This window comes from Rhodococcus sp. UNC363MFTsu5.1, from assembly GCF_000686785.1.
Classification (GTDB): domain Bacteria; phylum Actinomycetota; class Actinomycetes; order Mycobacteriales; family Mycobacteriaceae; genus Rhodococcus_G; species Rhodococcus_G maanshanensis.
Map to the genome: position 1 here is coordinate 29,834 of NZ_JMLO01000004.1, position 22,775 is coordinate 52,608.

Below are 22,775 nucleotides of genomic sequence, written 5' to 3' on the forward strand. Positions count from 1 at the left end.
TCGGTGTGACTCAGGACACCGAGCAGGGCCCGCGCACGCAGGCGCAACGAACGGCGGCGACGCGGGCGAAGCTGCTCGACGCGGCGATAGCGCTACTCGTCGAGGTCGGCTACGCCCGGACCAGCACCCAGGAGATCGCGCGTAGGGCGGGGGTCTCCCGCGGGGCGCAGCTGCATCACTTCCCGACCAAGGAATCGCTCGTGGTCGCGGCCGTCGAACACCTGGTGGAGAAGCGCCTGGCCGAGATCCTCGGCGCCAGGCCCGATCCCGACCAGGGGATCGAAACCCTCGTCGACGCGTTCACCGGTCCGCTGTTCTACGCCGCCCTCGAGCTGTGGGTCGCTGCGCGCACCGATCCGGGCCTGCACGAGGCGATGATTCCGCTCGAGCGCAAGGTCGGCGATGCCCTGCGGCTGGGCAGTGCCGAGATCATGGGTGAGCGGATGAGCGTGGACTCCATCGACCTGAGCATCGAGTTGGCCCGCGGACTCGCCGTCTCGGCGCTGTTCCGCACCCCCGAATCCGACAGCGAACTCCGGAAGCGGCTGCTCCCGGTATGGAAGGGCCTGGTGACGAAATGACGGCCACTCTGAGATCGCCTGCGCTGCCGGACCATGTCGCCGTGCTGGTGGTGGGCGCCGGGTTCGCGGGGCTCGCCGTCACCGAGCGCGTGCTGCGTGATGATCCGGCCGCCGACATCCTGGTCATCGAGCGGGCCGCCGACCTCGGCGGAACGTGGCGCGACAACACCTACCCCGGGTGTGCGTGCGACGTCCCCACGGCCCTGTACTCGTTCTCGTTCGCGCCGAGTCCGGACTGGAGTCACACCTTCGCCAGGCAGCCGGAGATTCAGCGCTACCTGCGGAAGGCCGCCGCCGACACCGGCATTCGTGACCGGATACTGACCGGGTGCGAACTGCTCGAGGCGTCGTGGGACGACGACGAGGCGCGGTGGCGGGTACGCACCACTCTTGGTGAGCTCACCGCGCAGACGCTCGTCGCCGCGACGGGTGCACTGTCGACGCCCCGGCTGCCGGAGGTGCCGGGCGTCGAGACATTCCGGGGCAAGGTGTTCCACTCGGCCACCTGGGATCACGACTACGACCTGACCGGGAAGCGGGTAGCGGTGATCGGCACCGGTGCCTCCGCCGTGCAGTTCGTGCCGGAGATCGCCGATCGGGTCGAGCGGCTGACCGTGTTCCAGCGCACCCCCGCCTGGGTGCTGCCGCGCGGCGACCGCACGCTCTCCCACCTGGAGAAGCGGCTCTACCGTCGTATTCCGCTCACGCAGAAGATCGTTCGGGCGGCCGTCTACACCTTCCGCGAGGGGTACGTGCTCGCGATGGCGAAGGCGCCGCGGCTGTTGCCCGCGTTTCAGGTGGTCGCCAAGGCGCACCTGAGGCGGCAGGTTCCCGACCGGGCGCTGCGACGCAAGCTGACGCCGACGTTCACGATCACCTGCAAGCGGGTCCTGCTGTCCAACGACTGGCTGCGCACCCTCGCCCGCGACGATGTGGACCTGATCGATTCGGGACTCGCCGAGGTCACCGAGGGTGGCGTCGTCGACGGAGCAGGCACGCAGACCGAGGTCGACGCGATCATCTTCGCCACCGGATTCTCGCCCACCGAACCGCCCGTGGCGCAGCATCTTCGGGGCCGTGACGGGCAGACACTGGCTCAGCACTGGGCGGGAAGCCCGCGGGCATACCTGGGCACGACCATCGCCGGTTTCCCCAACCTGTTCCTCATGTACGGGCCCAACACGAACCTGGGGCACAGCTCCATCGTGTACATGCTCGAATCGCAGGCGGCGTACATCAACGGTGCGCTTGCCCACCTCGCCGCGGACGGTGGCGAGGCCGTCGAGGTTCGCCCCGCCGCGCAGGCGCGATACAACGAGCGGATCGCCGACCAACTGGCGAGCACGGTCTGGAACACCGGTGGATGCTCGAGTTGGTACCTCGACAAGGAGGGGCGCAACTCGGTGATGTGGCCTACCTTCACGTTCCGATATCGGTCCCGGACAAAGAGATTTGACGCCGAGAACTATCAGACCCGGCGCGCGGTGCGGGCGAGTGTCGGCTGAGCGACCGAGGCGGATCGTGCCAAGGCCCGCCGTCGTGCAGGGGTCCCGATAAGTGGCGGCATCGGAATTCGTCCCTTTCGCCATTTCTTGCCTTGTTCGGGGAAAGATGTTCCAGTGGGACGGGGTGACCGAGTCACAGCCCCAACGCCGCGCAGCCCATGTCGCGGTGGGTCGCCCCTGCCCGGATTGGAAATTCTGACCGAGGTCCACAGCCGAGTGCGTGCTGATGCCGCAAGGCGCGGAGAGTAAGGAAGGGATCCACTAGATGAGCAATGGCATTGATCCGCAGCACACCAAGGGCGCCGACGAGAAGCTGACCACCGCGGTCGGTGCACCGGTACCCGACAACCAGAACGTCGCCACTGCGGGCCCGCGCGGGCCGCAGCTGCTGCAGGACGTCTGGTTCCTCGAGAAGCTCGCCCACTTCGACCGCGAGGTCATCCCGGAGCGGCGCATGCACGCCAAGGGCTCCGGTGCCTACGGCACGTTCACCGTGACCAACGACATCACCCGGTACACCTCCGCGAAGATCTTCTCCGAGGTCGGCAAGAAGACGGAGCTGTTCGCGCGGTTCTCGACGGTGGCGGGCGAGCGCGGCGCGGCCGATGCCGAGCGCGACATCCGCGGCTTCGCCGTCAAGTTCTACACCGAGGAGGGCAACTGGGACCTCGTCGGCAACAACACCCCGGTCTTCTTCTTCCGCGATCCGCTGAAGTTCCCGGACCTCAACCACGCGGTCAAGCGCGACCCCCGCACGAACCTGCGCAGCGCCAACAACAACTGGGACTTCTGGACGAACCTGCCGGAGTCACTGCACCAGGTGACGATCGTGATGAGCGACCGAGGCATCCCGGCCTCGTACCGGCACATGCACGGATTCGGATCGCACACGTTCAGCTTCATCAACGCCGAGGGCGAGCGCTTCTGGGTCAAGTTCCACCACCGCGTCCAGCAGGGCATCAAGAACCTCACCGACGCGGAGGCCGCCGAGCTCGTGGGCAGCGACCGCGAGAGCCACCAGCGGGATCTGTTCGACGCCATCGAGGCGGGCGACTTCCCGAAGTGGAAGCTGTGCGTGCAGATCATGCCGGAGGCGGACGCGGCGAAGGTGCCGTACCACCCGTTCGACCTCACCAAGGTGTGGCCGAAGGGCGACTACCCGCTGATCGAGGTCGGCGAGTGGGAGCTCAACCGCAACCCCGACAACTACTTCGCCGAGGTCGAGCAGGCCGCGTTCAACCCCGCGCACGTGGTGCCCGGCATCAGCTTCTCGCCGGACCGGATGTTGCAGGGCCGGTTGTTCTCCTACGGTGACGCGCAGCGTTACCGGCTGGGAGTGAACAACTTCCAGATCCCGGTCAACGCGCCGAGGAGCCCGGTGCACAACTTCCACCGGGACGGTGCGATGCGGGTCGACGGCAACCAGGGCGGATCGCTGCACTACGAGCCCAACAGCTACGGCAAGTGGCAGGAGCAGCCGCAGTACCGTAATCCGGCGCAGGCGGTCGGCGCGGTCGCGGATCACTTCGACTACCGCGAGGACGACGACAACTACTTCTCGCAGCCGCGGGTGTTGTTCAACAACATGAGCGACGAGCAGAAGCAGGTGCTGTTCGACAACACCGCGCGCGCCATCAACGGCGCCTCGGAGCAGGTCGTGCAGCGGCACATCGACAACTGCACCGCCTGTGACCCGGCCTACGGCGAGGGTGTCGCGAAGGCGATCAAAGCCCTGAGCTGACACCGAGCGCGACAACTCCGCCCGGACCGGGAGCTCCCGGTCCGGGCGGACTTGTTCCAGTGCGTTGCCCGAGGTCGCAGGCTCGAGAGCCGGCGGCGCCCGCGCCCGGGAACAAACTCGGGCCCGCGCCCGTTGAACCCCTCGTCGGCGTCCGGACATGCCCCGGGCCTCACCCCTTTAGTCGCTTCGAGCGACCACTCGCCGAGAGGCGCCTGTGGGACGCGACCCGAAGGGCCGCCCGATCTTCTCGGGTGGCCCTTCGTCGTGTCCGTGGTGAACCGACCGGTCAGGATGCTCCCCAGACCGCGACGGCCATTCTTGACGTGTTCCAGGACCGGCGCATACTGGGCTTATGGGGCACGGAGGCGGTCACCTCGACCCCCGGGCGCAATTACGCGCGGCGGGGCTCCGGGTGACCGCTCCTCGTGTTGCTGTCTTGAATGCCGTTGCAGCACAACCGCATTCTGATGCGGATCGAGTGGCCACCGAGGCGCGCCGTCAGCTTGGGTCCGTCTCCACCCAGGCCGTGTACGACGTGCTGAAGGCCTGCGTGGCCGCTGGGATACTCCGCCGCATCGAACCGGCCGGATCCCCGGCCCGGTTCGAGGCCCGAACGGGAGACAACCACCACCACCTCGTCTGCCGCGGCTGCGGCGCGGTGTTCGACGCGGACTGCGTCGTCGGCCGGGCCCCCTGTCTGCAGCCCTCGGACACACACGGCTTCGCGATCGACGAAGCCGAGGTCGTGTTCTGGGGGAGCTGCCCGCAGTGTCAGGCGGCAGCGAGCGAGAAATCGGCTCAGGCCCACGATCCAGAGGGACCGTCATGAGCGCGATCCGTCGAATGCGATTCCCGGAGTGGGTTTCTCGATGGGCTCGGACCACGGAGGTGGAGGAGGACGTGCGTCAGAGCAGGCCCCACCAGTAGACAGCGCAGGCCAACAGAAACACGATGACGGACTCCATGACGGCCTCCCCTGTCGACGGAACTCTTCCCATGGTTTCCCGGCGGAGGCGAGGAGTCGAGGGGCTGCGGCGGAATGGATGCCGTTTCGTTTCGTGGACGTGCCCTTCGCCACATCCGGGAACTGACGCGCGGGCCGGTCGTTGAGAGTAGTGAGAGCCGATGACGCATCAGCACTCACTACGAAACCGGATGCATACGAAACCGCAGGAGTGAACCCATGACCACCAGCCCCATTGTCAGCACCCTCGACGCCGGACAGCAGCAGATCGCGGGGGAGGCCCTACAGGGCACCGTCGTGGACCTGATCGACCTCGGTCTCATCGCCAAGCAGGCGCACTGGAACGTCATCGGTCGAAGCTTCCTGTCGGTACACCCGTCGCTGGACGAATTGGTCGCAGCAGCACGTGATTTCACCGACCAGGCGGCCGAGCGTGCCACCGCGGTCGGGGTCAGCCCGGACGGCCGTTCGGCCACCGTCGCCGCGGACGCGGGGACCACGGGCTTCGGGGCGGGCTGGACCAAGGACACCGAGGTGGTCGACGCCATCGTGGCGAACCTGGCCGCGGTCATCGCACGCCTCCGTGCCCGCATCGAACTCACGGAGAAGGCCGACCCGGCCACCCAGGACCTGCTCATCGCCATCACCGCGCGGCTCGAGCAGCTGCACTGGATGTGGCAGGCGCAGGGGGCGTAGCCCCGTGCGCGCTTGACGAGTCCTGACCCTCGTCAAGCGCGCACAGGCGCCGCAGGCGCCTACTCCATGAACCGCGCGAGGAACTCGATCAGCAGTCGCTCCGCCACCGGCTCGGGCAGCGCCTCGATCAGCGCAAGCACCTCGGCCAGCGGGCCGTCCAGCCCGCCGCCGGGCTCGAGCCCAACGAGGGCGAGGACGGCGGCGCAGTTGTCGCTGGTGAGGTCCTCGGGCCGGATCTGACCGGCGGCCGCGACCACGTCGGCGGGCGCCTGCGCGCCCGGCACGCCGCGCACCGAGTCGGCCGCCTCGGCGAGCGCGTCACACAGCTCCACGCTGACCCGCTCGGTGACCGGCGTGAGCGTCAGGTGGGTGGTGCGCGGCAGGGCGGTGCCGTCCGACTGGGTACGCCCCGGCTGCGGCTGCAGGGTCCAGCCCAGGTCCTTCGCGGCGTCCGCCCAGCGGTGCGGGTCCACGCTGCGCTCGGCGGCGACATCGGGGTCGGCGGCCACCGCGAGCAGCGGGCCGATCGGGTCGCCGACGACCCGGAGCCCCTCGATGCCGTCGATCGCCTTGTGCACCTGCTCGGCCGCCCGCGCGATCTGCCCGGTCAGTTCGGCGAACCCGGCGCGCCCGAGCGTCTGCGACACCGCCCAGCCCGCGGCGATCGGCATCACCGTCCTGGAGCCGAGGATGGTGGGGTTGACGACGGCGTAGCCGGGCCAGGCACTGGTCGCGAACCACTGGCGCCGGTGCCGGTCGCGGTCCCGGTAGAGCAGCACCGACACCCCCTTCGGGGCGTAGCCGTACTTGTGCAGGTCCACCGAGACGCTCGCGACGCCCGGCACCCGCAGGTCCCAGGCGGGGCGTTCCTCGGCGCCCGGCCACCACGGCAGCACCCAGGCCCCGATGCAGCCGTCGACATGCACGGCGACACCTCGGGCCGCACAGACTTCCGCGATCTCCGCGATCGGATCCAGGGCTCCGTGTGGGTAGGACGGTGTCGACGCGACCACCAGCGCGACGGTCTCGTCCAGTGCGGCCGCCACGTCCTCGGCGCGCAGCCTGCAGGTGTCGGGGTCCACCGGCAGCACCCGCAGCCGCAGGTCCAGGTAGTGCGCCGCCTTGATGAACGCGGCGTGCGCGGTGGATCCGATCACCAGGGTGGGCCGAGCCTCGCTGCCGGTGCTCGCGCGCCAGGTGTCGCGGGCGGACTTGACCGCGAGGAGGCAGCTCTCGGTGCCGCCGCTGGTGACGCTGCCGACGACGTCGGGCACGCCCGCGGCCAACACATCGCGGGCCATCGCGACGAGGTCGCGCTCGAGCGCCGCGACGGAGGGGAAGGTGGTCGGGTCGAGTCCGTTGAGAGGCTGGGCCTTTCGGGCCGCTTCGGCCGCCACCTCGTGCAGTTCCGCGATCCCGGGGTCGTATACATAGGAGAGCAGGTGCCCGCCCTCGGTCGGGGCGTCCGCCTTCCTCAGCTCGTCGAGCCGGGCGAGCACCTCGGCGGTGCTGCGTTCGAAGATCACTTGCCGCTCCTGTTCAGTTCTTCGGCCGCCAGTCGGTATCCGCGCAAGGTCACCAGGCTCGCGGCCACCAGCACCGCGGGCACGGCGGCGAGAGCGATCACGATCCCGGTGATCGCCCCGTCGGACTGCGCGACGGGGTGGTCGGTGGTCGAGGAGACGAACCCCGTCACGGCGAGGATGGCCAGCACCACCGCGGGGCCGAGCGCGAAGCCAAGGGTCTCCGCGGCGGTCCACACCCCGCTGAAGGCGCCTGCGCGCACGGATCCGGTGGCGGTGTTCTCGTGGTCGCTGATCACGTCCGGCAGCATCGACATCGGCAGCATCTGCATGCCGGCATACCCGATCCCCGCCACCGCCACCACCGCGTACACCCACGGCCCGGGGGCGGCGATCAGACCGAGCATCGCGACCGAGGCCGCCAGGAACAGGCCCGACGCCAGGAAGTACGCGCGTTGCTTGCCCCACGCCCGCACCAGCCGGATCCACATCGGCATCACCGCAAGCGCCGGTGCGACCAGGGCGGCGAACAGGATCGACACCGCACCCTCGGAGTCCAGCACGTAGGTGGCCGCGTACTGGGCTGAGCCGAGCATGCAGCCGATCGCCAGCGCCTGGAGCGCGAAGGTGCCGAGGAGGGATCGGAACGGGCCGCTCGAGCGCACCGCGGCGAGGCTGTCGGCGAGCCCGTGGCCCGACGACGTCTCGACCGGGGTGTGATCGACGTCAACGCCGATGCTGCGCGGTGCGATTCGCCAGGCGCCGAGCATCCCGAGCCCGAGGGTCAGCCCGGCGATCACGCCCATCAGCAGGTATCCCGTCCTGCCCCCGCCGCCGAGTTCGCGCAGCGCAGGACCGCCGGCACCGAACAGCAGGATCGCGACGGCGAGCACCGCGACGCGCCAGGACATCAACCGGGACCGCTCGTGATAGTCCTCGGTCAGCTCGGCGGGCAGCGCGATGTACGGAACCTGGAACAGGCCGAAGGCGATCGCGGCGAGGATGAATGCCGCGGTCACCCAGAGACAGCCGACCAGGGTGGAGGCGCCTGCGGGCACCGCGAAGGTGAGCGCGAAGAACACCGGCAGGGCCAGCGCGCCGAGGAGCAGGAACCGGCGTCGGGTCCCGGTGCGGGCCGCGTCGGCATCGCTTCGAGAACCGATGTACGGGTTGATCAGCACGTCGAGCGCTTTGGGTGCGAATACCACCAGCGAGGCCACCGCGGCGGCCACACCGAGCGTGTCGGTGAGGTAGTAGGCGAGTACCAGCCCGGGCAGTGTGGCGAAGCCTCCGGTGCCGACCGAGCCGAGCGAGTAGCCGGTGACGGTGGATCTGCTCAGCCGTGGGGGAGCCATGGTCATCCGGCCAACATAGGTCATTGCCGCGGCGCGCGAGTGGGTTGTGCTCAGGGAGATTTCGCCTGCCCGGTGGTCGCATGCCGGATGCCGGTGATTCACGTGAAACCTCGACCAGGACGGACGACGAACGCCCCCACCTGGCGGGTGGGGGCGTTCGTCAGTGTGCCGCTAGGAACCGAAGATGCTGCCGAGCGAACCGAGCGATCCGGTGCCGCCCGGGTTGCCGCCGCCGGAGACCTTCACGGTCGACGCGCTCGACGTCGACTCCTTGAATCCGGTTGCGCCGCTGTAGACGGCCTTGATCTGGCGGTCACCGGTCTGGGTGAACTTGTAGGACAGCGTCGCCTGTCCGTTGACCACGTCGACCGCCTCACCGATCGCGGTGTTGCCGTCCATGAAGGTCACGGTGCCCGAGGTCACCGCCTCGCCGGACTCGGTCTTCACCGCGGCCGACAGGTCCACCGGCATGCCCTTGGTGGCGGTGCCGGGGGCGGTCAGCGTGGTCACCGTCGCGACCTCGACGGGCGCCGGGTCGGTGACATTGACGGTCTGGGCCTGTCCGGTGGAGCCGTTGAAGTTCCCGTCGCCGCTGTAGACCGCGGAGATCGAGTGCGCTCCGGTGGTGGTGAACGTGTGGACCAGCTTCGCGCCACCGTCGACCAGCCCGATCGGGCCGCCGATGTTGGTGCCACCGTCCTTGAACTGCACGGTGCCGCCTGCGGCGTTGTTGCCCTCGTTGTCCTTCACCAGGGCCCAGAGGTCAACAGAGTCACCGGTTTTCGCTTCTCCGGGGACATTGATCGTGGTCACGGTGTCGACGATGACGGGGTCGGTGGAGACCTGGACGGTCGAGGCCGTGCTGGTGCTGGTGTTGAAGCCGTCGGCGCCGCTGTAGACGGCCGTGACCGGGTGCGCCCCGTCGGTGGTGAAGGTGTGGTTCAGGGTCGCGGTGGCGCCGTTGAGGGTGATCGGGCCGCCGATGTTGGTGTCGCCGTCCTTGAACTGGACGGTGCCGCCGCTGGGGGCGGGGGCGATGGTGGCGGTGAGGTCGACGGCGGTGCCGGTCTTGGCGGTTGCCGGGACGTTCAGGGTGGTGGTGGTGTCCATGGCGTTGACCGAGACATCGACGTTCGATGCCGCGGAGGTGGACGGCTTGTTCGTCGCGTCACCGCTGTAGGCGGCGGTGATGGCGTGCGCACCAGTGGTCGTGAAGATGTGGTTCAGGGTGGCGGTGCCGTTGTTGACCGGGACGGCGTTGCCGATGTTGTCGGCGCCGTCCTTGAACTGGACGGTGCCGGTGGCGCCCACGGGGGCGACGGTGGCGGTGAGGTCGACGGCGGTGCCGGTCTTGGCGGTGGCCGGGACGTTGAGTGTGGTGGTGGTGTCGACGATGACGGGATCCGTCGTCACCGTCACCGTGGCGGCTGCCGAGGTGGACGGCTTGTTGCCGGCGTCGCCGCTGTAGACGGCGGTGATGGCGTGTGCGCCGTCGGAGGTGAAGGTGTGGCTGAGGGTGGCGGTGCCGTTGTCGACCGGGACGGCGTTGCCGATGTTGTCGGCGCCGTCCTTGAACTGGACGGTGCCGGTGGCGCCCGCGGGGGCGACGGTGGCGGTGAGGTCGACGGCGGTGCCGGTCTTGGCGGTGGCTGGGACGTTCAGCGTGGTGGTGGTGTCGACGATGACCGGGTCCGTGCTGACGGTCACGGTTGCCGCGGCCGAGGTGGACGGCTTGTTGGCGGCGTCGCCGCTGTAGACGGCGGTGATGGCGTGTGCGCCGTCGGAGGTGAAGGTGTGATTCAGGGTGGCGGTGCCGTTGTTGACCGGGACGGCGTTGCCGATGTTGTTGGCGCCGTCCTTGAACTGGACGGTGCCGGTGGCGCCCGCGGGGGCGACGGTGGCGGTGAGGTCGACGGCGGTGCCGGTCTTGGCGGTGCCGGGAACGTTGAGTGTGGTGGTGGTGTCCGCAGCGGCGGCGCCCACGTTGATCGTGGCCAGCGGCCCTGCACCCGCGTTCAATGCCGAACCCTGGGCGTCGCGCGGGGTGCAGCGGGTGGGTGCCCACTGGTTGCCGAAGAAGCTGGCGAGGGGCAGGAAGGTGTAGTAGTTCTCGTTCGCGTTGTAGGTACCGGCGCTGCCGGCGGTGCGCACCTTCGGCGTGATGACACCGCCGCTGCCGGCGACGACGGTCACGTCGATGGCGGGAAGCCGGAACCAGCTGTCCCCGTTGCCGTTGGTGCTGCCGTCGAGATTCTTCTTGAGCTTCGGTGCCCGGATGCCGCCCTGGCTGTTGGTGCTCGACGAGGGGCTGTTGCCGATGACTTCGTTGTTGCCCGACAGACGCAGGAGGTTGCCGCCGCCGTCGGGGTTGCCCGAGTCGTTGATACGCGTCACCGACGGCGCCACGCCGTCGAGGTTCACGCCCGTGCCCGCCACGACGGCGGCGCTGACGAACGTCGCGTTCGCGGGGATCTCGTAGTCGACCTTCAGTCGCGAGATGTTGGTGGTCGTGGCACCCGAGTCGCTGTTGGGGTACGACCCACCGCCGGGCTGGATGCGATAGGTGAACGTCTCACCCGCCGTGACCGAGGCCGGTGCGTCGACGGTCATCGACGTGTCGGCCACCTTGTGGACGGTGAGTACCGCGCTTGCCTGGCAGGCGTTCTTGAACGAGGTGGTCGTGGGTGCCGCGGACGCGGGACTGCCGATCAACAGCAGACCCGCGGCCATCGCCACGGACGTGACCGGTACGGCGCATTGCCGCACTGTGGACTTGGACATAACACTCCTTGCGCCCGACTCGCGGGAGAGATGTCGAGCATCGGTTGGATGAAATTGCCCACACTGTGCCACCGCAATCGGGAACTTGTTGCAGTTTTGACTACAGGCACCGCAAGTTACGGTCGGGTAACGAGTTGTGTCAGAAATCGCGGGTATTGCCTGGAATGTCGGTTTCAGCTGGCCTTCGAGGCCCACCGGTCTCGGAAATCCACCGATTTCGACTTGCGGATCGGCGCAGAAAATGCAACACGTTCACCGGAGCCCGGCGGGAGGTTCGCTCAGGCAGGCGCCGCCGCGAGCGGCAGGTCGACGATCAGCTCCGGCTCCGTGCACTCCAGTACCTGCGCCACCTCGACACCCGGCGCGACCTCACGCAGGACCAGGCCTGCGGCGGTGACGTCGATGACGGCCAGATCGGTGATGATGCGGTGCACCACCGCCCGGCCGGTCAGCGGCAGCGAGCACCGCTCGACGATCTTCGGCGCGCCGTCCCTGGCGCAGTGCTCCATCAGCACGATCACCCGGCCCGCGCCGTGCACGAGGTCCATCGCCCCGCCTGGACCCTTCACCATCTTGCCGGGGATCATCCAGTTCGCCAGGTCGCCGGTCGCCGAGACCTGCATGCCGCCGAGGATCGCCGCGTCGATCTTGCCGCCCCTGATCATCCCGAAGCTGAGCGCGGAGTCGAAGAACGAGGCTCCCGGGAGCACCGTCACCGTCTCCTTGCCCGCGTTGATCAGGTCCGGATCCATCTCGGGCTCAGTCGGATACGGGCCGACGCCGAGGATCCCGTTCTCCGACTGCAGCACCACCGAGCAGTCGGCGGGCACGAAGTTCGGCACCAGGGTGGGCAGTCCGATCCCCAGGTTCACGTACCAGCCGTCGCGCAGCTCCTGCGCGGTCCGCGCCGCCATCTCCTCGCGGGTGCGGGCGCCCGCCGTGGTGTTGCCGCCGGCCATGCTCATCGCTCACTCTCGGTAGTCGTTCTGACGGTGCGCTTTTCGATCCGTTTGGTGATGCCGTGGCCGACCTCGAGCACGCGGTGCACGTAGACCCCCGGCAGGTGCACGGCGTCGGGATCGAGTTCACCCGGTTCCACCAGTTCCTCGACCTGCGCGACGGTGATCCGGCCCGCCATGGCGGCCAGCGGCGAGAAGTTGCGGGCCGACAGGTCGAACACCAGGTTGCCGTGACGGTCGCCCCGCGCGGCGTGGACGAGGGCGAAGTCCGTACTGATCGCCTCCTCGAGCACGTAGTCGCGGCCGCCGAAGGCCTGCACCGGCTTGGCTGGCGAGGCCACCGCGACGCCGCCTGCGCCGTCGTAGCGTCGCGGCAGTCCGCCGTCGGCGACCTGGGTGCCGACCCCGCTCTGGGTGTAGAAGGCCGCGATGCCCGAGCCGCCGGCCCGGAGCTTCTCCGCCAACGTGCCCTGCGGGGTCAGCTCGAGTTCCAGTTCGCCGGAGAGGAACTGGCGCTCGAACTCCTTGTTCTCCCCGACGTAGGAGGAGACCATCTTCCGGATCCGGCCCGCGCCGAGGAGCAATCCCAGGCCCCAGTCGTCGACGCCGCAGTTGTTGCTGACGACCTCGAGATCCGATGCGCCGCCGTCGAGCACCGCCTGGATGAGCGCCGACGGGATGCCGCAGAGCCCGAACCCACCCACCGCCACGCTGGAGCCGTCGGTGATGTCGGCGACGGCCTCGGCGGCGGTCTGTACGGTCTTGTCCATCATCGCGCGCTCCACCCGCCGTCCATCGTGTACGAGGCACCGGTCACCATGCCGGCCTCATCGCCTGCCAGCCAGGCCACCAGCGAGGCCACCTCGGCCGGTTCGACCAGTCGCTTGATCGCGCTCTCGGTGAGCATCACCCGCGCCAGCACCTCCTCCTCGGGGATGCGGTGCACGGCAGCCTGGTCGGCGATCTGCTTCTCCACCAAGGGGGTTCGCACGTACCCGGGATTGACGCAGTTGCTGGTCACCCCGTGCCTGCCGCCCTCGAGCGCGGTCACCTTTGACAGCCCCTCGAGGCCGTGTTTCGCGGTGACATATGCGGACTTGAACTCGGAGGCCCGCAGCCCGTGCACGGAGGAGACGTTGATGATCCGGCCGAACCCGTTGGCGTACATGTGCGGAAGGGCCGCCCGGATCAGCAGGAAGGGTGCCTCCACCATCAGCGTCAACAGCCTGCGGAACTCCGCGGGCGGGAAATCCTCGATGGGGCTGATGCTCTGCACGCCCGCGTTGTTCACCAGGATGTCCGTCTCGAGGGTGAGCCCGGCGAGCGCCTCCGTGTCGAGCAGGTCGACGGCCCAGGCCCGGCCGTCGAGCTCGTCGGCGAGTGTCTTGGCCGCGATGTCGTCGACATCGGCGATCACGACCCGGGCGCCCCTGTCCGCGAGCGCCCTTGCGGTGGCCGCGCCGATCCCGCTCGCACCGCCGGTGATCAGGGCGGATCGCCCGGCGAGGGTCTGCTGCGTCATCGGGCCACCGCCGCGTTCTGGCCGGCGACGAGCGGGGCGTCCGCCGCCTTCTCCTCGGCGAGGGTCTTCGCGTCCGCGGCGTCGACGGATTCGAGCGAGATGCCCTTGGTCTCGCGGGCGAAGGCGACCGCGACGATGGTCACGACCGAGGCGCCGAGCAGGTAGAACGCGATCGGCACGGACGAGTGGAAGCGGCTGAGCAGGCTGGCCGCGATGATCGGCGCGAGCGAGCCCGCCACGATCGAGGTGACCTGGTAGCCGAGCGAGACACCGGAGTAGCGCATCCGGGTTGGGAACATCTCCGCCATGATCGCGGGCTGGCCGGCGTACATGAAGGCGTGGATGATCAGCCCGATCACGATGGCCGCCAGGACGACCGCGTTGTGCGCGCTGTCCATCATCGGGAAGGCGAAGAAGCCCCAGGTGCCAGCGAGGACGGCACCGATCAGGTAGGTGGGGCGGCGGCCGAGGGTGTCGGACAGCCTGCCGCACAGCGGAACCGCGATGAAATGCACGCCGTGGGCAATGAGCATCATCCACAGGATCTTGCTGGTGTCGGCGTGCACGACCACCTTGAGATAGGTGATCGAGAAGGTCACCACCAGGTAGTACATGATGTTCTCCGCGAACCGCAGCCCCATCGCGGTGAGCACGCCGCGCGGGTAGCGGCGCAGCACCTCGAACACGCCGTACGAGGCGGCCTTGTTCTTCTCGACCAGCTTCTGTGCCTCGAGGAAGATCGGCGCGTCACTGACCTTGGTGCGAATGTAGTAGCCCACCAACACGATCAGGGCGGACAGCCAGAAGGCGACGCGCCAGCCCCAGCTGAGGAAGGCCGCGTCGGAGAGCGTGGTCGTCAGGACCAGGAGCACGACGGTGGCGAGCAGGTTGCCGGCCGGGACACCCGCTTGCGGCCAGCTGGCCCAGAATCCGCGACTGCGGTTGGGGCTGTGCTCGGCGACGAGCAGCACCGCGCCGCCCCATTCGCCGCCGACGGCGAAGCCTTGAATGAAGCGCAGCGCCACCAGGATCGCGGGCGCCCAGTAACCGATCTGTCCGAAGGTGGGGATGCAGCCCATCAGGAAGGTGGCCGCACCGACGAGCAGCAGGCTGAACTGCAGCAGCTTCTTGCGGCCGAACTTGTCGCCGAAGTGCCCGAAGACGATGCCGCCGATGGGCCGGGCCGCGAAGCCGACCGCGTAGGTGACGAACGCCGCGATGATCGCGTCGAGCTCGTTCCCGCCCGCGGGGAAGAAGACCTTGGAGAAGACCAGTGTGGCGGCGGTGCCGTAGAGGAAGAATTCGTACCACTCGACGACGGTCCCCGCCATCGAGGCGCCGACGACCTTTTTCAGCCCGGACGGCGCGGTGTCCTGGGCCGGGCCTGGGTCGCCTCCACCCGCCCGTGACAGTTGTTCGGTACTCATCGCTGAACTCCTCGTGTGCTCGGCCCGACAATCGCGTCCGCCCTGTGATGTAGTCCACATTCGGCGTCCTGCGATGAGTATTGGTGCACGCGATGCGCCCCACAATGAGGAAAATCGCACCTTGTATCTGCAAGAATGCAGATGTGGTGGATTCCGTGGACCGGCATTCGCTCGGTCGTCCGAGTGCCGATGACCTCCTGGTGCTGCTCGCCGTCGGCCGGACCGGGCGCTTCACCTCGGCCGCAGAGGATCTCGGCGTCAATCACACGACCATCTCCCGCCGCATCGCGGCTCTGGAGAAGAGCCTGGGCGGGCGACTGCTGGTGCGGGCGGCGGGTGGCTGGGAGCTGACGGACCTCGGCAGGCAGGCGCTGGCCGCGGCGGAGAGCGTCGAGTCGGTGGTCGACGCGCTCGCCTCCGATTCCTCCGGGCAGGGCAGGCTCAAGGGGGTGGTGCGGGTGTCCGCGACGGACGGGTTCAGTGCGTACATCGCCGCGCCCGCCGCCGCGCGGGTCCGCAGGCGCCACCCGGACCTCGCGGTGGAGATCGTGGCGACCACCCGCCGCGCCTCCCGGCAGCGGTCGGGCATGGACGTGGAGATCGTGGTCGGCAGGCCGCAGGTGCACCGGGCGGAGGCCCTGCCGTTGGCGGACTACGTGCTGGGGCTGTACGCCTCCCGCGACTATCTGCGTGAGCGGGGCACCCCGCACGCGATAGAGGAGCTCGCCGAGCACTCCCTTGTGTACTTCGTCGATTCGATGCTGCAGGTCGACGACCTCGACGTCGCGCGGAGCATCGCACCCGAGATGCGGGAATCGGTCAGCTCCACGAACGTCTTCGTGCACGTGGAGGCCACCAGGGCCGCGGCGGGCATCGGGCTGTTGCCGTGCTTCATGGCCGACCGGCACTCGGACCTGGTGCGGCTGCTGCCGGAGTTGGTCTCGACAAAGCTGACCTATTGGCTCGTGGCCAGGTCGGAGGCGCTGCGAAGGCGGGAGGTGGCGGCCGTGGTCGAGGAGATCAGGGACACCGCCGAACGGGAGCGCGACCGGCTGCTCGGGACATTTCGGTAGCGCCGATGAGTTTCGGTCGCTCCGTGAGTCAGAAGCAGTGACACCCGCGACACCGAGCGCACAGGAGCACGACGATGAAACTGACTGTCACCACCTTCGTCACCCTCGACGGCGTCTACCAGGCGCCTGGCGGTCCCGAAGAGGACCCCAGCGGCAAGTTCGTCCACGGGGGCTGGTCGGCGCCGTTCGACGACGAGGACTTCGGGCGGTTCATGACCGAGGTGTTCGACGAGGCGGACGCCTTTCTGCTGGGCCGGAAGACGTACGAGATCTTCGCGTCGTACTGGCCGCTGCAGACAGACCCCGCGCACCCGATCGCCACCAGGCTCAACACGCTGCCGAAGCACGTCGTCACCACCACCCTCGCCGCGGCCGACTGGCAGAACACGCGGCTGATCACCGGCGATCCGCGCGCGGCGATCGCCGCGCTCAAGGAGCAGGACGGCCGTGAGCTACAGGTCCACGGCAGCGGGGTGCTCGTGCGGTGGCTGCTGAAGGAGGGCCTGATCGACACGCTGCGCCTGCTGTCGTTCCCGGTCCTGCTCGGCACCGGGAAGCGGCTGTTCCCGACCGACGCCCTGCCGACCGCCTATTCCTTGGCTCAGTCGCGGACCACGAGTACCGGTGTCGTCCTCAGCACCTATGAGCGTTCGGGTGAGCCCGAGTACGGCGACCTGGGGGAGGAGTAGCGGGCCTAGTCGGGGTTGCGCAGCTCCCCGAGCGCCGTGCGGAATCGGCGCTGCTTGATCGTGGCCAGGGTCGCGCCCGCCTTGGACGCGAGGCCCCTGGCGCGGTCCATCGCGGTGGAAAGGACGGCCTGCTCGTCCACCGCCTCGTCGGCGATGCCCTCTGCGGTGGCCTCGGCTCCGCCGTAGCGCCTGCCGGTGGTCATGGCGTCATGCGCGGTCCGCACGGGGAGCTTGGCCGCGATCAGTTCGGACATGCCAACCGAGAAGGGGATCTGGATGTCGACCTCGGGGAAGCAGAAGTACCCGCGGTCGGCGCGCATGACCCGCTGATCGTGGGCGAGCGCGAGCATGGCGCCCGCGCCGAAGGCGTGCCCCTGCAGCGCCGCGACGGTCGGCAATCCCAGGGCGAGGACGCGGGCGAACAGAGCCTCGACCCGCGCGCTGAACGCCGGGATCTGGTCGGCATTGGCCATCAACCACGGCAGGTCGAGGCCGTTGCTCCAGATCTTGCCCGTCGCGGTGGTGACGAGTGCCTTTGGGCCCTCGGCGGCCTCGATCGCGTCGAGGTGCGCGTCGATCGAGTCGAGCCAGCCGGGGTTGAACCGGTTCTCGCCGGAGCCGAGGCTCAGCACGAAGACGTCGCCGTCGCGGTGCAGGGTGGGCAGGTCGTCGGGGGTATTGGAGAATGTCATTTCTAGAAAATATCTTCTAGAACGGATGGCTGTCCAGTAGCGGACTCTGCGATACTCGGCGAATGGCCCGCACCACGTTCTCCACCGACGCACTGCTCGACGCCGCGCGTGAGGTGATCCTCGAGCGCGGTCCGCGATCCGCGACGGTCGCGCTGATCGCCGCGCGGGCCGGTGCGCCGACCGGGTCGATCTACCACCGCTTCGCCTCGATCGACGAACTGCTCGCCCGGACCTGGCTGCGTGCCGTGCGTCGCACGCAGGAGGTCCGCCCCGCCGGGTTCGACCCCGCAGGGGATCCCGTCGAGGTGGTGGTCGAGCTGGCCCTCGCGCTCTACGACCACTGCGTTTCCGAGCCAGGCGACATGCTGTTGCTCGATCGGCTGCGCCGCGAGGACGTGCTGCACCTGAATCTGGGCGACGAGCTGATCGCCGAGGTGGGGCGGTCCGACGAGCAGACCGGCAGCCTGATCGCGGAGCTGGCGCGCGCGGTGTTCGGGCGGGCGGGCAAGCGGGAGACGGACCTGGTGGTGCTGGCCCTGGTCGACTTGCCGTACAGCTTCGCCGGCCGCTACCTCCAGGCCGGTGCCCGGCCGCCGAAGAGCCGCCGGGACCGGCTGCCCGACGCCGTGCGGGCGGTCGTCGCGGCCGGGCGGCCGGACTAGTCCCGTGGCTCAGGCCGGCTTGATGTTGGCGTTGAGGTGGAAGGTGTTGTCGGGGTCGTACTGTGCCTTGACCGCGGCCAGCCGGTCGTACTTGCCGGAACCGTACGCGGCGCGGACCCGGTCCTCGTCGGGTTCCGCCATGAAGTTGACGTAGCTGCCCTGGTTCGAGGAGAGCGGCCGGAGCGCCTCCCAGATCGATCGGGTCCAGGCCCGGTCCGCGGCGAATACCTCGGGGGTGTCGGACATCCCGGTGATGTTGCAGACGTAGTGCGGGGTGCGGGCACCGCCGAACGCCGTGTCGTCCTCGCCGACCGCGGTGAAGGCCCCGTCCAGTCGGAAGATCGGCATGAACGAGAGCGGAGAACTCTTGCGCGGCGCCCGCTCGACGATCACGGCGATCACCTCGTCCGTGAGGGCGTCGAGGTCGAGCGCCTTCTCGTAGCCGAGGATGCCCCATGGCGCGGAGCCGTCGAGCATCTGCTGCAGTCCGGTGTAGGGGATCGGGGTGACAAACTCGAACAGCGGTGCCAGGGCGTCCCGGATCGGCGCCACCGTGGCCGCGTGCTCGGCCGTCGAGGAGTACCCGGCGATGATGAGCGCGTGGCCGGGTATGCCCCGGAACTGTTCGGGTACAAACGGTTCCGGAGGTGCGCACATTCCGGCCGCGATCAGGCAGCCGGCCCGTGCCGGCAGTGTCGGGATGAACTCCTCGCACACGTGCAGCGCGGCGGCGCCGTCGTCGAGCGACCAGAAGAACAGTCCGAGGTTCACCTCGGGGCCGACCGGGTGCAGGCGGTACTCGAACTCGGTCACCACGCCGAAGTTCCCGCCGCCGCCCCGCAGCGCCCAGAACAGCTCCGGATGCTCGTCGTCGGACGCCCGGACGACGCTGCCGTTCGCGAGCACCACCTCGGCCGACGCCAGGTTGTCGATGGACAGCCCCGCGAGACGGGTCAGCCAACCCATGCCGCCGCCGAGGGTGAGTCCACCGACCCCGGTGTGGCTGATCACCCCGCCGGTCACCGCCAGCCCGTGTGCCTGGGTCGCGGCGTCCAGATCCGCCATCGTGGCGCCGCCACCGATCCGTGCCATCCCGGTCTCGGGTTCCACCGAGGTGCCGTTCATCGCGCTGAGGTCGATCATCAGGCCGCCCTCGCTGACCGAGGTACCGCTGTAGGCGTGCCCGCCGCCCCGGATCGAGACCTCGAGCTCCCGATCCCGGGCGAAGCTCAGCGCGGAACCGACGTCACCGGCGGATACGCAGCGCGCGACGCAGACGGGACGGCGATCGATGTCGCCGTTCCAGATCGATCTGGCCTCGTCGTATCCGGTGTCGCCGGGGCCGAACACCGGCCCGCCGATCGCCGACCTCAACACACCGAGGTCGTCGCTCACCTCAGTCATCACGCTCTCCGTCCGTCGGGCCGGCTCCGCAATGCGTGCGGTCGCGCGCAGCTCCTACTGTCCGAGAACGCCGGACCTCGGTGCCGACCGGACCGCGACGGCGCCCCGAACAAGGCACCTGTGACGTGCGTCAATCGTATTCGGTGGCGTTTGAGCGCGGCAAGGTCGCGAACGGCAGGGAATCGCCTGCGTCTGCGGGCAGTGGGCCGTCACCCCGCGCGATATCGATCTGCCATCTGGACCTGGACCGTTGACCAGGGCCCGGTCCAGATATTCAGGGCCACATTCTGTTTGGCGAGTAATTGGCGACGGTTGTCCGCTCAGCCGACGTCGAGCCTGCACCGCGTCTTCTGAATTGCCTGGCTGACCGCGAAGACGATGCGGCCGCTCGTGTTGGAAAGGCTCAGCCATTCGCCCCGATAGTCGCGGGCGGACCCATTCTGTTCGGCGAGGTCGCCGATCCTCGATGGGAACGCATCGAGATCGGCAGGGTCCACCTGCAATGGATCGGACATCGTTCCCCCTCCGGAATCCCCCAAAACCTCGCTATTACAGCACATCGCGCTCGGGCCTGCGCGGTGAATACTGCACCGCAGCGGTGCCGCACGATACCGGTGAGAATCCGGTCCGGACCACCACCGAATTCATGCGATTGATCGATCGGTCGTAGGTGTGGATCGACGGAACCGATCGGGAGGGGCGGTGCGTCGATGTGCTTCCAGAATGATCAACCTTCGGGTAATCGGAAGCGAATCGGCGACATGACACAAGCAGGCCAAACGAGGTCGGAGATTCAAATCCCGGCTCAATGTGTCGATGCTGGTGCGCTGCGACTCGAGGCTGAAGCAGATGCAGCACGTATTCGACAGGCATGGAAAGGCTTACGCCGCAGCGGAGAAAGCCAACGCAGGTGGGATGGGTGCGCGACCGGGACGGCCGGTGCCGCCCCACGTGGGGACGGCACCGGGGGCCTCAGGCGAGCGCCTCCGCGGCCTCGGGCGCGTCCTGGTCGGCCCATTCGACGAACTGGACGACGATGCCGTTGGGGTCGGTCACCTGGAACAGCTTCTCGCCCCATGGCTCTTCCCGCAGCGCCATCGTGATCTCGACACCCTCCGACTTGATGCGGGCCTCCTGGGCGGCGAGATCGTCGACGGTGAACGCGAGGATGAGGCCGTCCGCGTGGCGGTCGCGGAATCCCTCGGGCAGCACCTCGATGCCGCGCTGCAGCAGCACGACGTCGACGGCGGCATCGTCGCGGCCGAGTGAGGCGAAGCCGTCGGCGGCCGCGCGCTGGGTGTAGCCGAGGTGGGTGGTGAAGAAACGGGTCGACGCCGCGACGTCATCGACGGTGAGCGAGATGGTGGACGTGGTGACCTGCATGGGACCTCCTGGCTGGGTGGGCGGCTGGTGGCGGGGCGGGGGCGGGGTCAGAAGGCTCGGCGACGGGGCACGCCGAACGGCTGTCGCACCCGGTCGTGGTGGCGGGGCGTCGGCTGCTGGTGCCTGCGGCTCCGGCGGGACGGTCGCGGTGCGGTGGCGGACATCGCGGCGGTGAACGGCAGGGGCGCGGTCATGAGGGCTCCGATCTGTCGGTCGTAACTTTACGACAGACGTAATTATACCCACGGAGAACCGCTCGTCAAGGATTTTCTTACTACGGGTGTAAAAATTGATCGAACATATGAAATGCTGAGGTCATGATCGGACTGCGCGCGCAGAAGAAGCAGGAGACCCGGCAGGAGATCTCCGACCAGGCCACCCGGCTGTTCATCGAGCGGGGCTTCGAGGCCACCACGATCGCCGAGATCGCCGACGCCGCGCGAGTGGCGAAGAAGACGGTGACGAACTACTTCCCGCGGAAGGAGGACCTGGCCCTCGACCACCACGAGGCGTTCACCGCCGGGCTCGCGGCGACGGTCGCCGGGCGGGCGCCGGGGGAGTCCGCGCTGTCCGCGCTGCGGGCCGCGTTCCTGGACGCGGCCCGCAGTCACGACCCGGTGATCGGGTTTTCCGGCGAGCCGTTCGCCCGCATGATCGCCGACAGCCCGACGCTGACCGCGCGCCTGCGCGAGCTCCACGAGCTGCGGGAGGAGGCGCTGGCCGCCGTCCTGGCCGTGGAGACGGGTGCGGCGCCCGGCGACATCGGGCCGCGGGCGGCCGCGACCCTGCTCGGTGGCGCGCACCGGGTGCTGCTGCGCGAGGTGATGGACCTGACGCTCGACGGCCTCGGCAACGACGAGATCGCGGACCGGGCCATGGCGTCGGCCTCGGCGGTGTTCGACATGCTCGAAGCGGCGCTGGGCGACTACGCCGTGCGTGCCGCGGCCTGACTCCGCGAGCACCCCATCCTCCGCGCGAACGGAGCTGGGGGAGACGTGCCCTAGACGTCGGCCAGCCAGCCGTCGATCGCGTCGGTGCTCAGGGTGATCACCGCATCCAGTGCGCCCGGCTCCTCGAACAGGTGGGTGGCGCCGGGCACCACCGCGAGCTCGACCGGGCCCGCGAGCAGCCGTGCCGCGCGCCGGTTGAGCTCGAGCACCGTGACGTCGTTGCCGCCCACGATCAGCAGGGTCGGCGCGGTGACCCGGGGGAGCGCGTCGCCGGCCAGGTCGGGCCGCCCGCCGCGGGAGATGACGCCGCGGATCCGATCGTGCCGCTCGGCGGCGGTGGTGAGCGCGGCCGCGGCCCCGGTGCTGGCGCCGAAGGCGACCGCGGGCAGCGTCGCGGTGTCGTCCTGGCCGGCGAGCCAGTCCACGGCGCCGGTCAATCGGCCGGCGAGCAACGGGATGTCGAAGCGGTACTCGCGGGTGTGCAGATCCACCCGCTCCTCGTCCGTCGTGAGCAGATCCATCAGCAGGGTCGCGCACCCGGTCCGCCGCAGCCCGGCGGCCACGTGCCGGTTGCGGGGGCTGTGCCTGCCGCTGCCGCTGCCGTGTGCGAAAACCACCACCGCGCGGGCTCCGTCGGGGACGCACAGGTCGGCGTCGAGCACCGTCCCCGCGGTCTCGATCCGCGCGGTGCGCTCCTGGATCCCGCTGTCGGCCACTGCGGTTCACTTCCCGGTCTCGCTCGCCGTGGGGCCGATCCTACGCGCGGGGCGGCCGATGGCCGAGCGTCCTCGAGTGGTGGACGATCGGACATGTTTCGGAGATCTGGAGACATTCTGCGGCTCGTCGGATCTCCCTACGGTTGAGAACA

The 22,775-nt window shown here is 69.1% G+C and carries 22 protein-coding genes; 9 read left to right on the forward strand and 13 right to left on the reverse strand.

Annotated elements, in window-relative coordinates; translation table 11 throughout:
* Positions 1–5: 5 nt before the first annotated feature.
* From BR31_RS0106830 to BR31_RS0106855, 5 genes are all read left to right on the forward strand, one after another.
* On the forward strand, positions 6–581 hold the full coding sequence (locus BR31_RS0106830) for a TetR/AcrR family transcriptional regulator (RefSeq protein WP_027500317.1): 576 nt from the start codon (positions 6–8) through the stop codon (positions 579–581).
* Positions 578–2,086: a flavin-containing monooxygenase gene (locus tag BR31_RS0106835; RefSeq protein ID WP_027500318.1), complete on the forward strand. Its 1,509-nt coding sequence runs from the start codon at positions 578–580 to the stop codon at positions 2,084–2,086. Before BR31_RS0106830 ends, BR31_RS0106835 begins: the two co-directional genes overlap by 4 nt.
* Positions 2,087–2,351: 265 nt before the next feature.
* Entirely contained in the window at positions 2,352–3,827 is a 1,476-nt protein-coding gene (locus tag BR31_RS0106840; protein WP_051637036.1) for a catalase, read from the forward strand.
* A gap of 352 nt (positions 3,828–4,179) precedes the next feature.
* The gene (locus tag BR31_RS27680; RefSeq protein ID WP_037175843.1) at positions 4,180–4,656 is read left to right on the forward strand and encodes a Fur family transcriptional regulator; all 477 of its coding nucleotides are present in this window, start codon (positions 4,180–4,182) and stop codon (positions 4,654–4,656) included.
* Between the two features lie 354 nt (positions 4,657–5,010).
* Complete coding sequence (locus BR31_RS0106855; protein WP_027500320.1) at positions 5,011–5,487, forward strand: Dps family protein; 477 nt, start codon at positions 5,011–5,013, stop codon at positions 5,485–5,487.
* Positions 5,488–5,546: 59 nt separating this feature from the next.
* Here the strand turns inward: BR31_RS0106855 and BR31_RS0106860 are convergent, their stop codons facing one another.
* The 7 genes from BR31_RS0106860 to BR31_RS0106890 all read right to left on the reverse strand — a co-directional run bounded on the left by BR31_RS0106860 (position 5,547) and on the right by BR31_RS0106890 (position 15,054).
* Positions 5,547–7,013 (reverse strand): pyridoxal phosphate-dependent decarboxylase family protein, encoded by a 1,467-nt coding sequence (locus BR31_RS0106860; protein WP_027500321.1) that lies wholly within the window; start codon positions 7,011–7,013, stop codon positions 5,547–5,549.
* Entirely contained in the window at positions 7,010–8,371 is a 1,362-nt protein-coding gene (locus BR31_RS0106865) for an MFS transporter (RefSeq protein WP_027500322.1), read from the reverse strand. The genes BR31_RS0106860 and BR31_RS0106865 overlap by 4 nt, the downstream gene beginning before the upstream one ends.
* A gap of 165 nt (positions 8,372–8,536) precedes the next feature.
* Positions 8,537–11,146 carry a beta strand repeat-containing protein gene (locus BR31_RS27685; RefSeq protein ID WP_051637037.1) on the reverse strand — a complete coding sequence of 870 codons (2,610 nt, stop codon included), beginning with the start codon at positions 11,144–11,146 and terminating at the stop codon, positions 8,537–8,539.
* A gap of 278 nt (positions 11,147–11,424) precedes the next feature.
* Complete coding sequence (locus tag BR31_RS0106875; RefSeq protein ID WP_231496407.1) at positions 11,425–12,105, reverse strand: CoA transferase subunit B; 681 nt, start codon at positions 12,103–12,105, stop codon at positions 11,425–11,427.
* A 2-nt stretch (positions 12,106–12,107) separates the two neighbouring features.
* Entirely contained in the window at positions 12,108–12,875 is a 768-nt protein-coding gene (locus BR31_RS0106880; RefSeq protein WP_197023572.1) for a CoA transferase subunit A, read from the reverse strand.
* Positions 12,875–13,627, reverse strand: coding sequence for a 3-hydroxybutyrate dehydrogenase (locus tag BR31_RS0106885; RefSeq protein WP_027500325.1), 753 nt, complete (start codon positions 13,625–13,627; stop codon positions 12,875–12,877). The genes BR31_RS0106880 and BR31_RS0106885 overlap by 1 nt, the downstream gene beginning before the upstream one ends.
* Positions 13,624–15,054, reverse strand: coding sequence for an MFS transporter (locus tag BR31_RS0106890; RefSeq protein ID WP_027500326.1), 1,431 nt, complete (start codon positions 15,052–15,054; stop codon positions 13,624–13,626). Before BR31_RS0106890 ends, BR31_RS0106885 begins: the two co-directional genes overlap by 4 nt.
* Before the next feature lie 92 nt (positions 15,055–15,146).
* On the opposite strand from BR31_RS0106890, the gene BR31_RS0106895 reads away from it, so the two are divergent.
* Both BR31_RS0106895 and BR31_RS0106900 read left to right on the forward strand, forming a co-directional pair.
* Positions 15,147–16,127, forward strand: coding sequence for a LysR family transcriptional regulator (locus BR31_RS0106895; protein ID WP_442970205.1), 981 nt, complete (start codon positions 15,147–15,149; stop codon positions 16,125–16,127).
* A 74-nt stretch (positions 16,128–16,201) separates the two neighbouring features.
* Positions 16,202–16,816, forward strand: a complete 615-nt coding sequence (locus BR31_RS0106900) for a dihydrofolate reductase family protein (RefSeq protein ID WP_027500328.1) — start codon at positions 16,202–16,204, stop codon at positions 16,814–16,816.
* A gap of 5 nt (positions 16,817–16,821) precedes the next feature.
* Here BR31_RS0106900 and BR31_RS0106905 read toward each other — a convergent pair whose 3' ends face one another.
* Positions 16,822–17,481 (reverse strand): enoyl-CoA hydratase-related protein, encoded by a 660-nt coding sequence (locus BR31_RS0106905; protein WP_027500329.1) that lies wholly within the window; start codon positions 17,479–17,481, stop codon positions 16,822–16,824.
* Between the two features lie 89 nt (positions 17,482–17,570).
* Here BR31_RS0106905 and BR31_RS27690 point away from each other — a divergent pair, with 89 nt between their 5' ends.
* A complete protein-coding gene (locus tag BR31_RS27690) occupies positions 17,571–18,170 on the forward strand; it encodes a TetR/AcrR family transcriptional regulator (RefSeq protein WP_051637039.1) in 600 nt (199 codons plus the stop codon).
* A gap of 9 nt (positions 18,171–18,179) precedes the next feature.
* Here the strand turns inward: BR31_RS27690 and BR31_RS0106915 are convergent, their stop codons facing one another.
* The 4 genes from BR31_RS0106915 to BR31_RS31405 all read right to left on the reverse strand — a co-directional run bounded on the left by BR31_RS0106915 (position 18,180) and on the right by BR31_RS31405 (position 21,151).
* On the reverse strand, positions 18,180–19,574 hold the full coding sequence (locus BR31_RS0106915) for an FAD-binding oxidoreductase (RefSeq protein WP_027500330.1): 1,395 nt from the start codon (positions 19,572–19,574) through the stop codon (positions 18,180–18,182).
* Positions 19,575–19,894: 320 nt separating this feature from the next.
* Positions 19,895–20,089, reverse strand: a complete 195-nt coding sequence (locus tag BR31_RS31400; RefSeq protein WP_156042381.1) for a hypothetical protein — start codon at positions 20,087–20,089, stop codon at positions 19,895–19,897.
* A 457-nt stretch (positions 20,090–20,546) separates the two neighbouring features.
* On the reverse strand, positions 20,547–20,957 hold the full coding sequence (locus tag BR31_RS0106930; protein WP_027500331.1) for a VOC family protein: 411 nt from the start codon (positions 20,955–20,957) through the stop codon (positions 20,547–20,549).
* Between the two features lie 47 nt (positions 20,958–21,004).
* Positions 21,005–21,151 (reverse strand): hypothetical protein, encoded by a 147-nt coding sequence (locus BR31_RS31405; RefSeq protein WP_156042382.1) that lies wholly within the window; start codon positions 21,149–21,151, stop codon positions 21,005–21,007.
* A 123-nt stretch (positions 21,152–21,274) separates the two neighbouring features.
* Here BR31_RS31405 and BR31_RS0106935 point away from each other — a divergent pair, with 123 nt between their 5' ends.
* Positions 21,275–21,907, forward strand: coding sequence for a TetR/AcrR family transcriptional regulator (locus BR31_RS0106935; RefSeq protein WP_037175850.1), 633 nt, complete (start codon positions 21,275–21,277; stop codon positions 21,905–21,907).
* A 50-nt stretch (positions 21,908–21,957) separates the two neighbouring features.
* Here BR31_RS0106935 and BR31_RS0106945 read toward each other — a convergent pair whose 3' ends face one another.
* Positions 21,958–22,623 (reverse strand): dienelactone hydrolase family protein, encoded by a 666-nt coding sequence (locus BR31_RS0106945; protein WP_197023569.1) that lies wholly within the window; start codon positions 22,621–22,623, stop codon positions 21,958–21,960.
* Between the last annotated feature and the right edge of the window lie 152 nt (positions 22,624–22,775).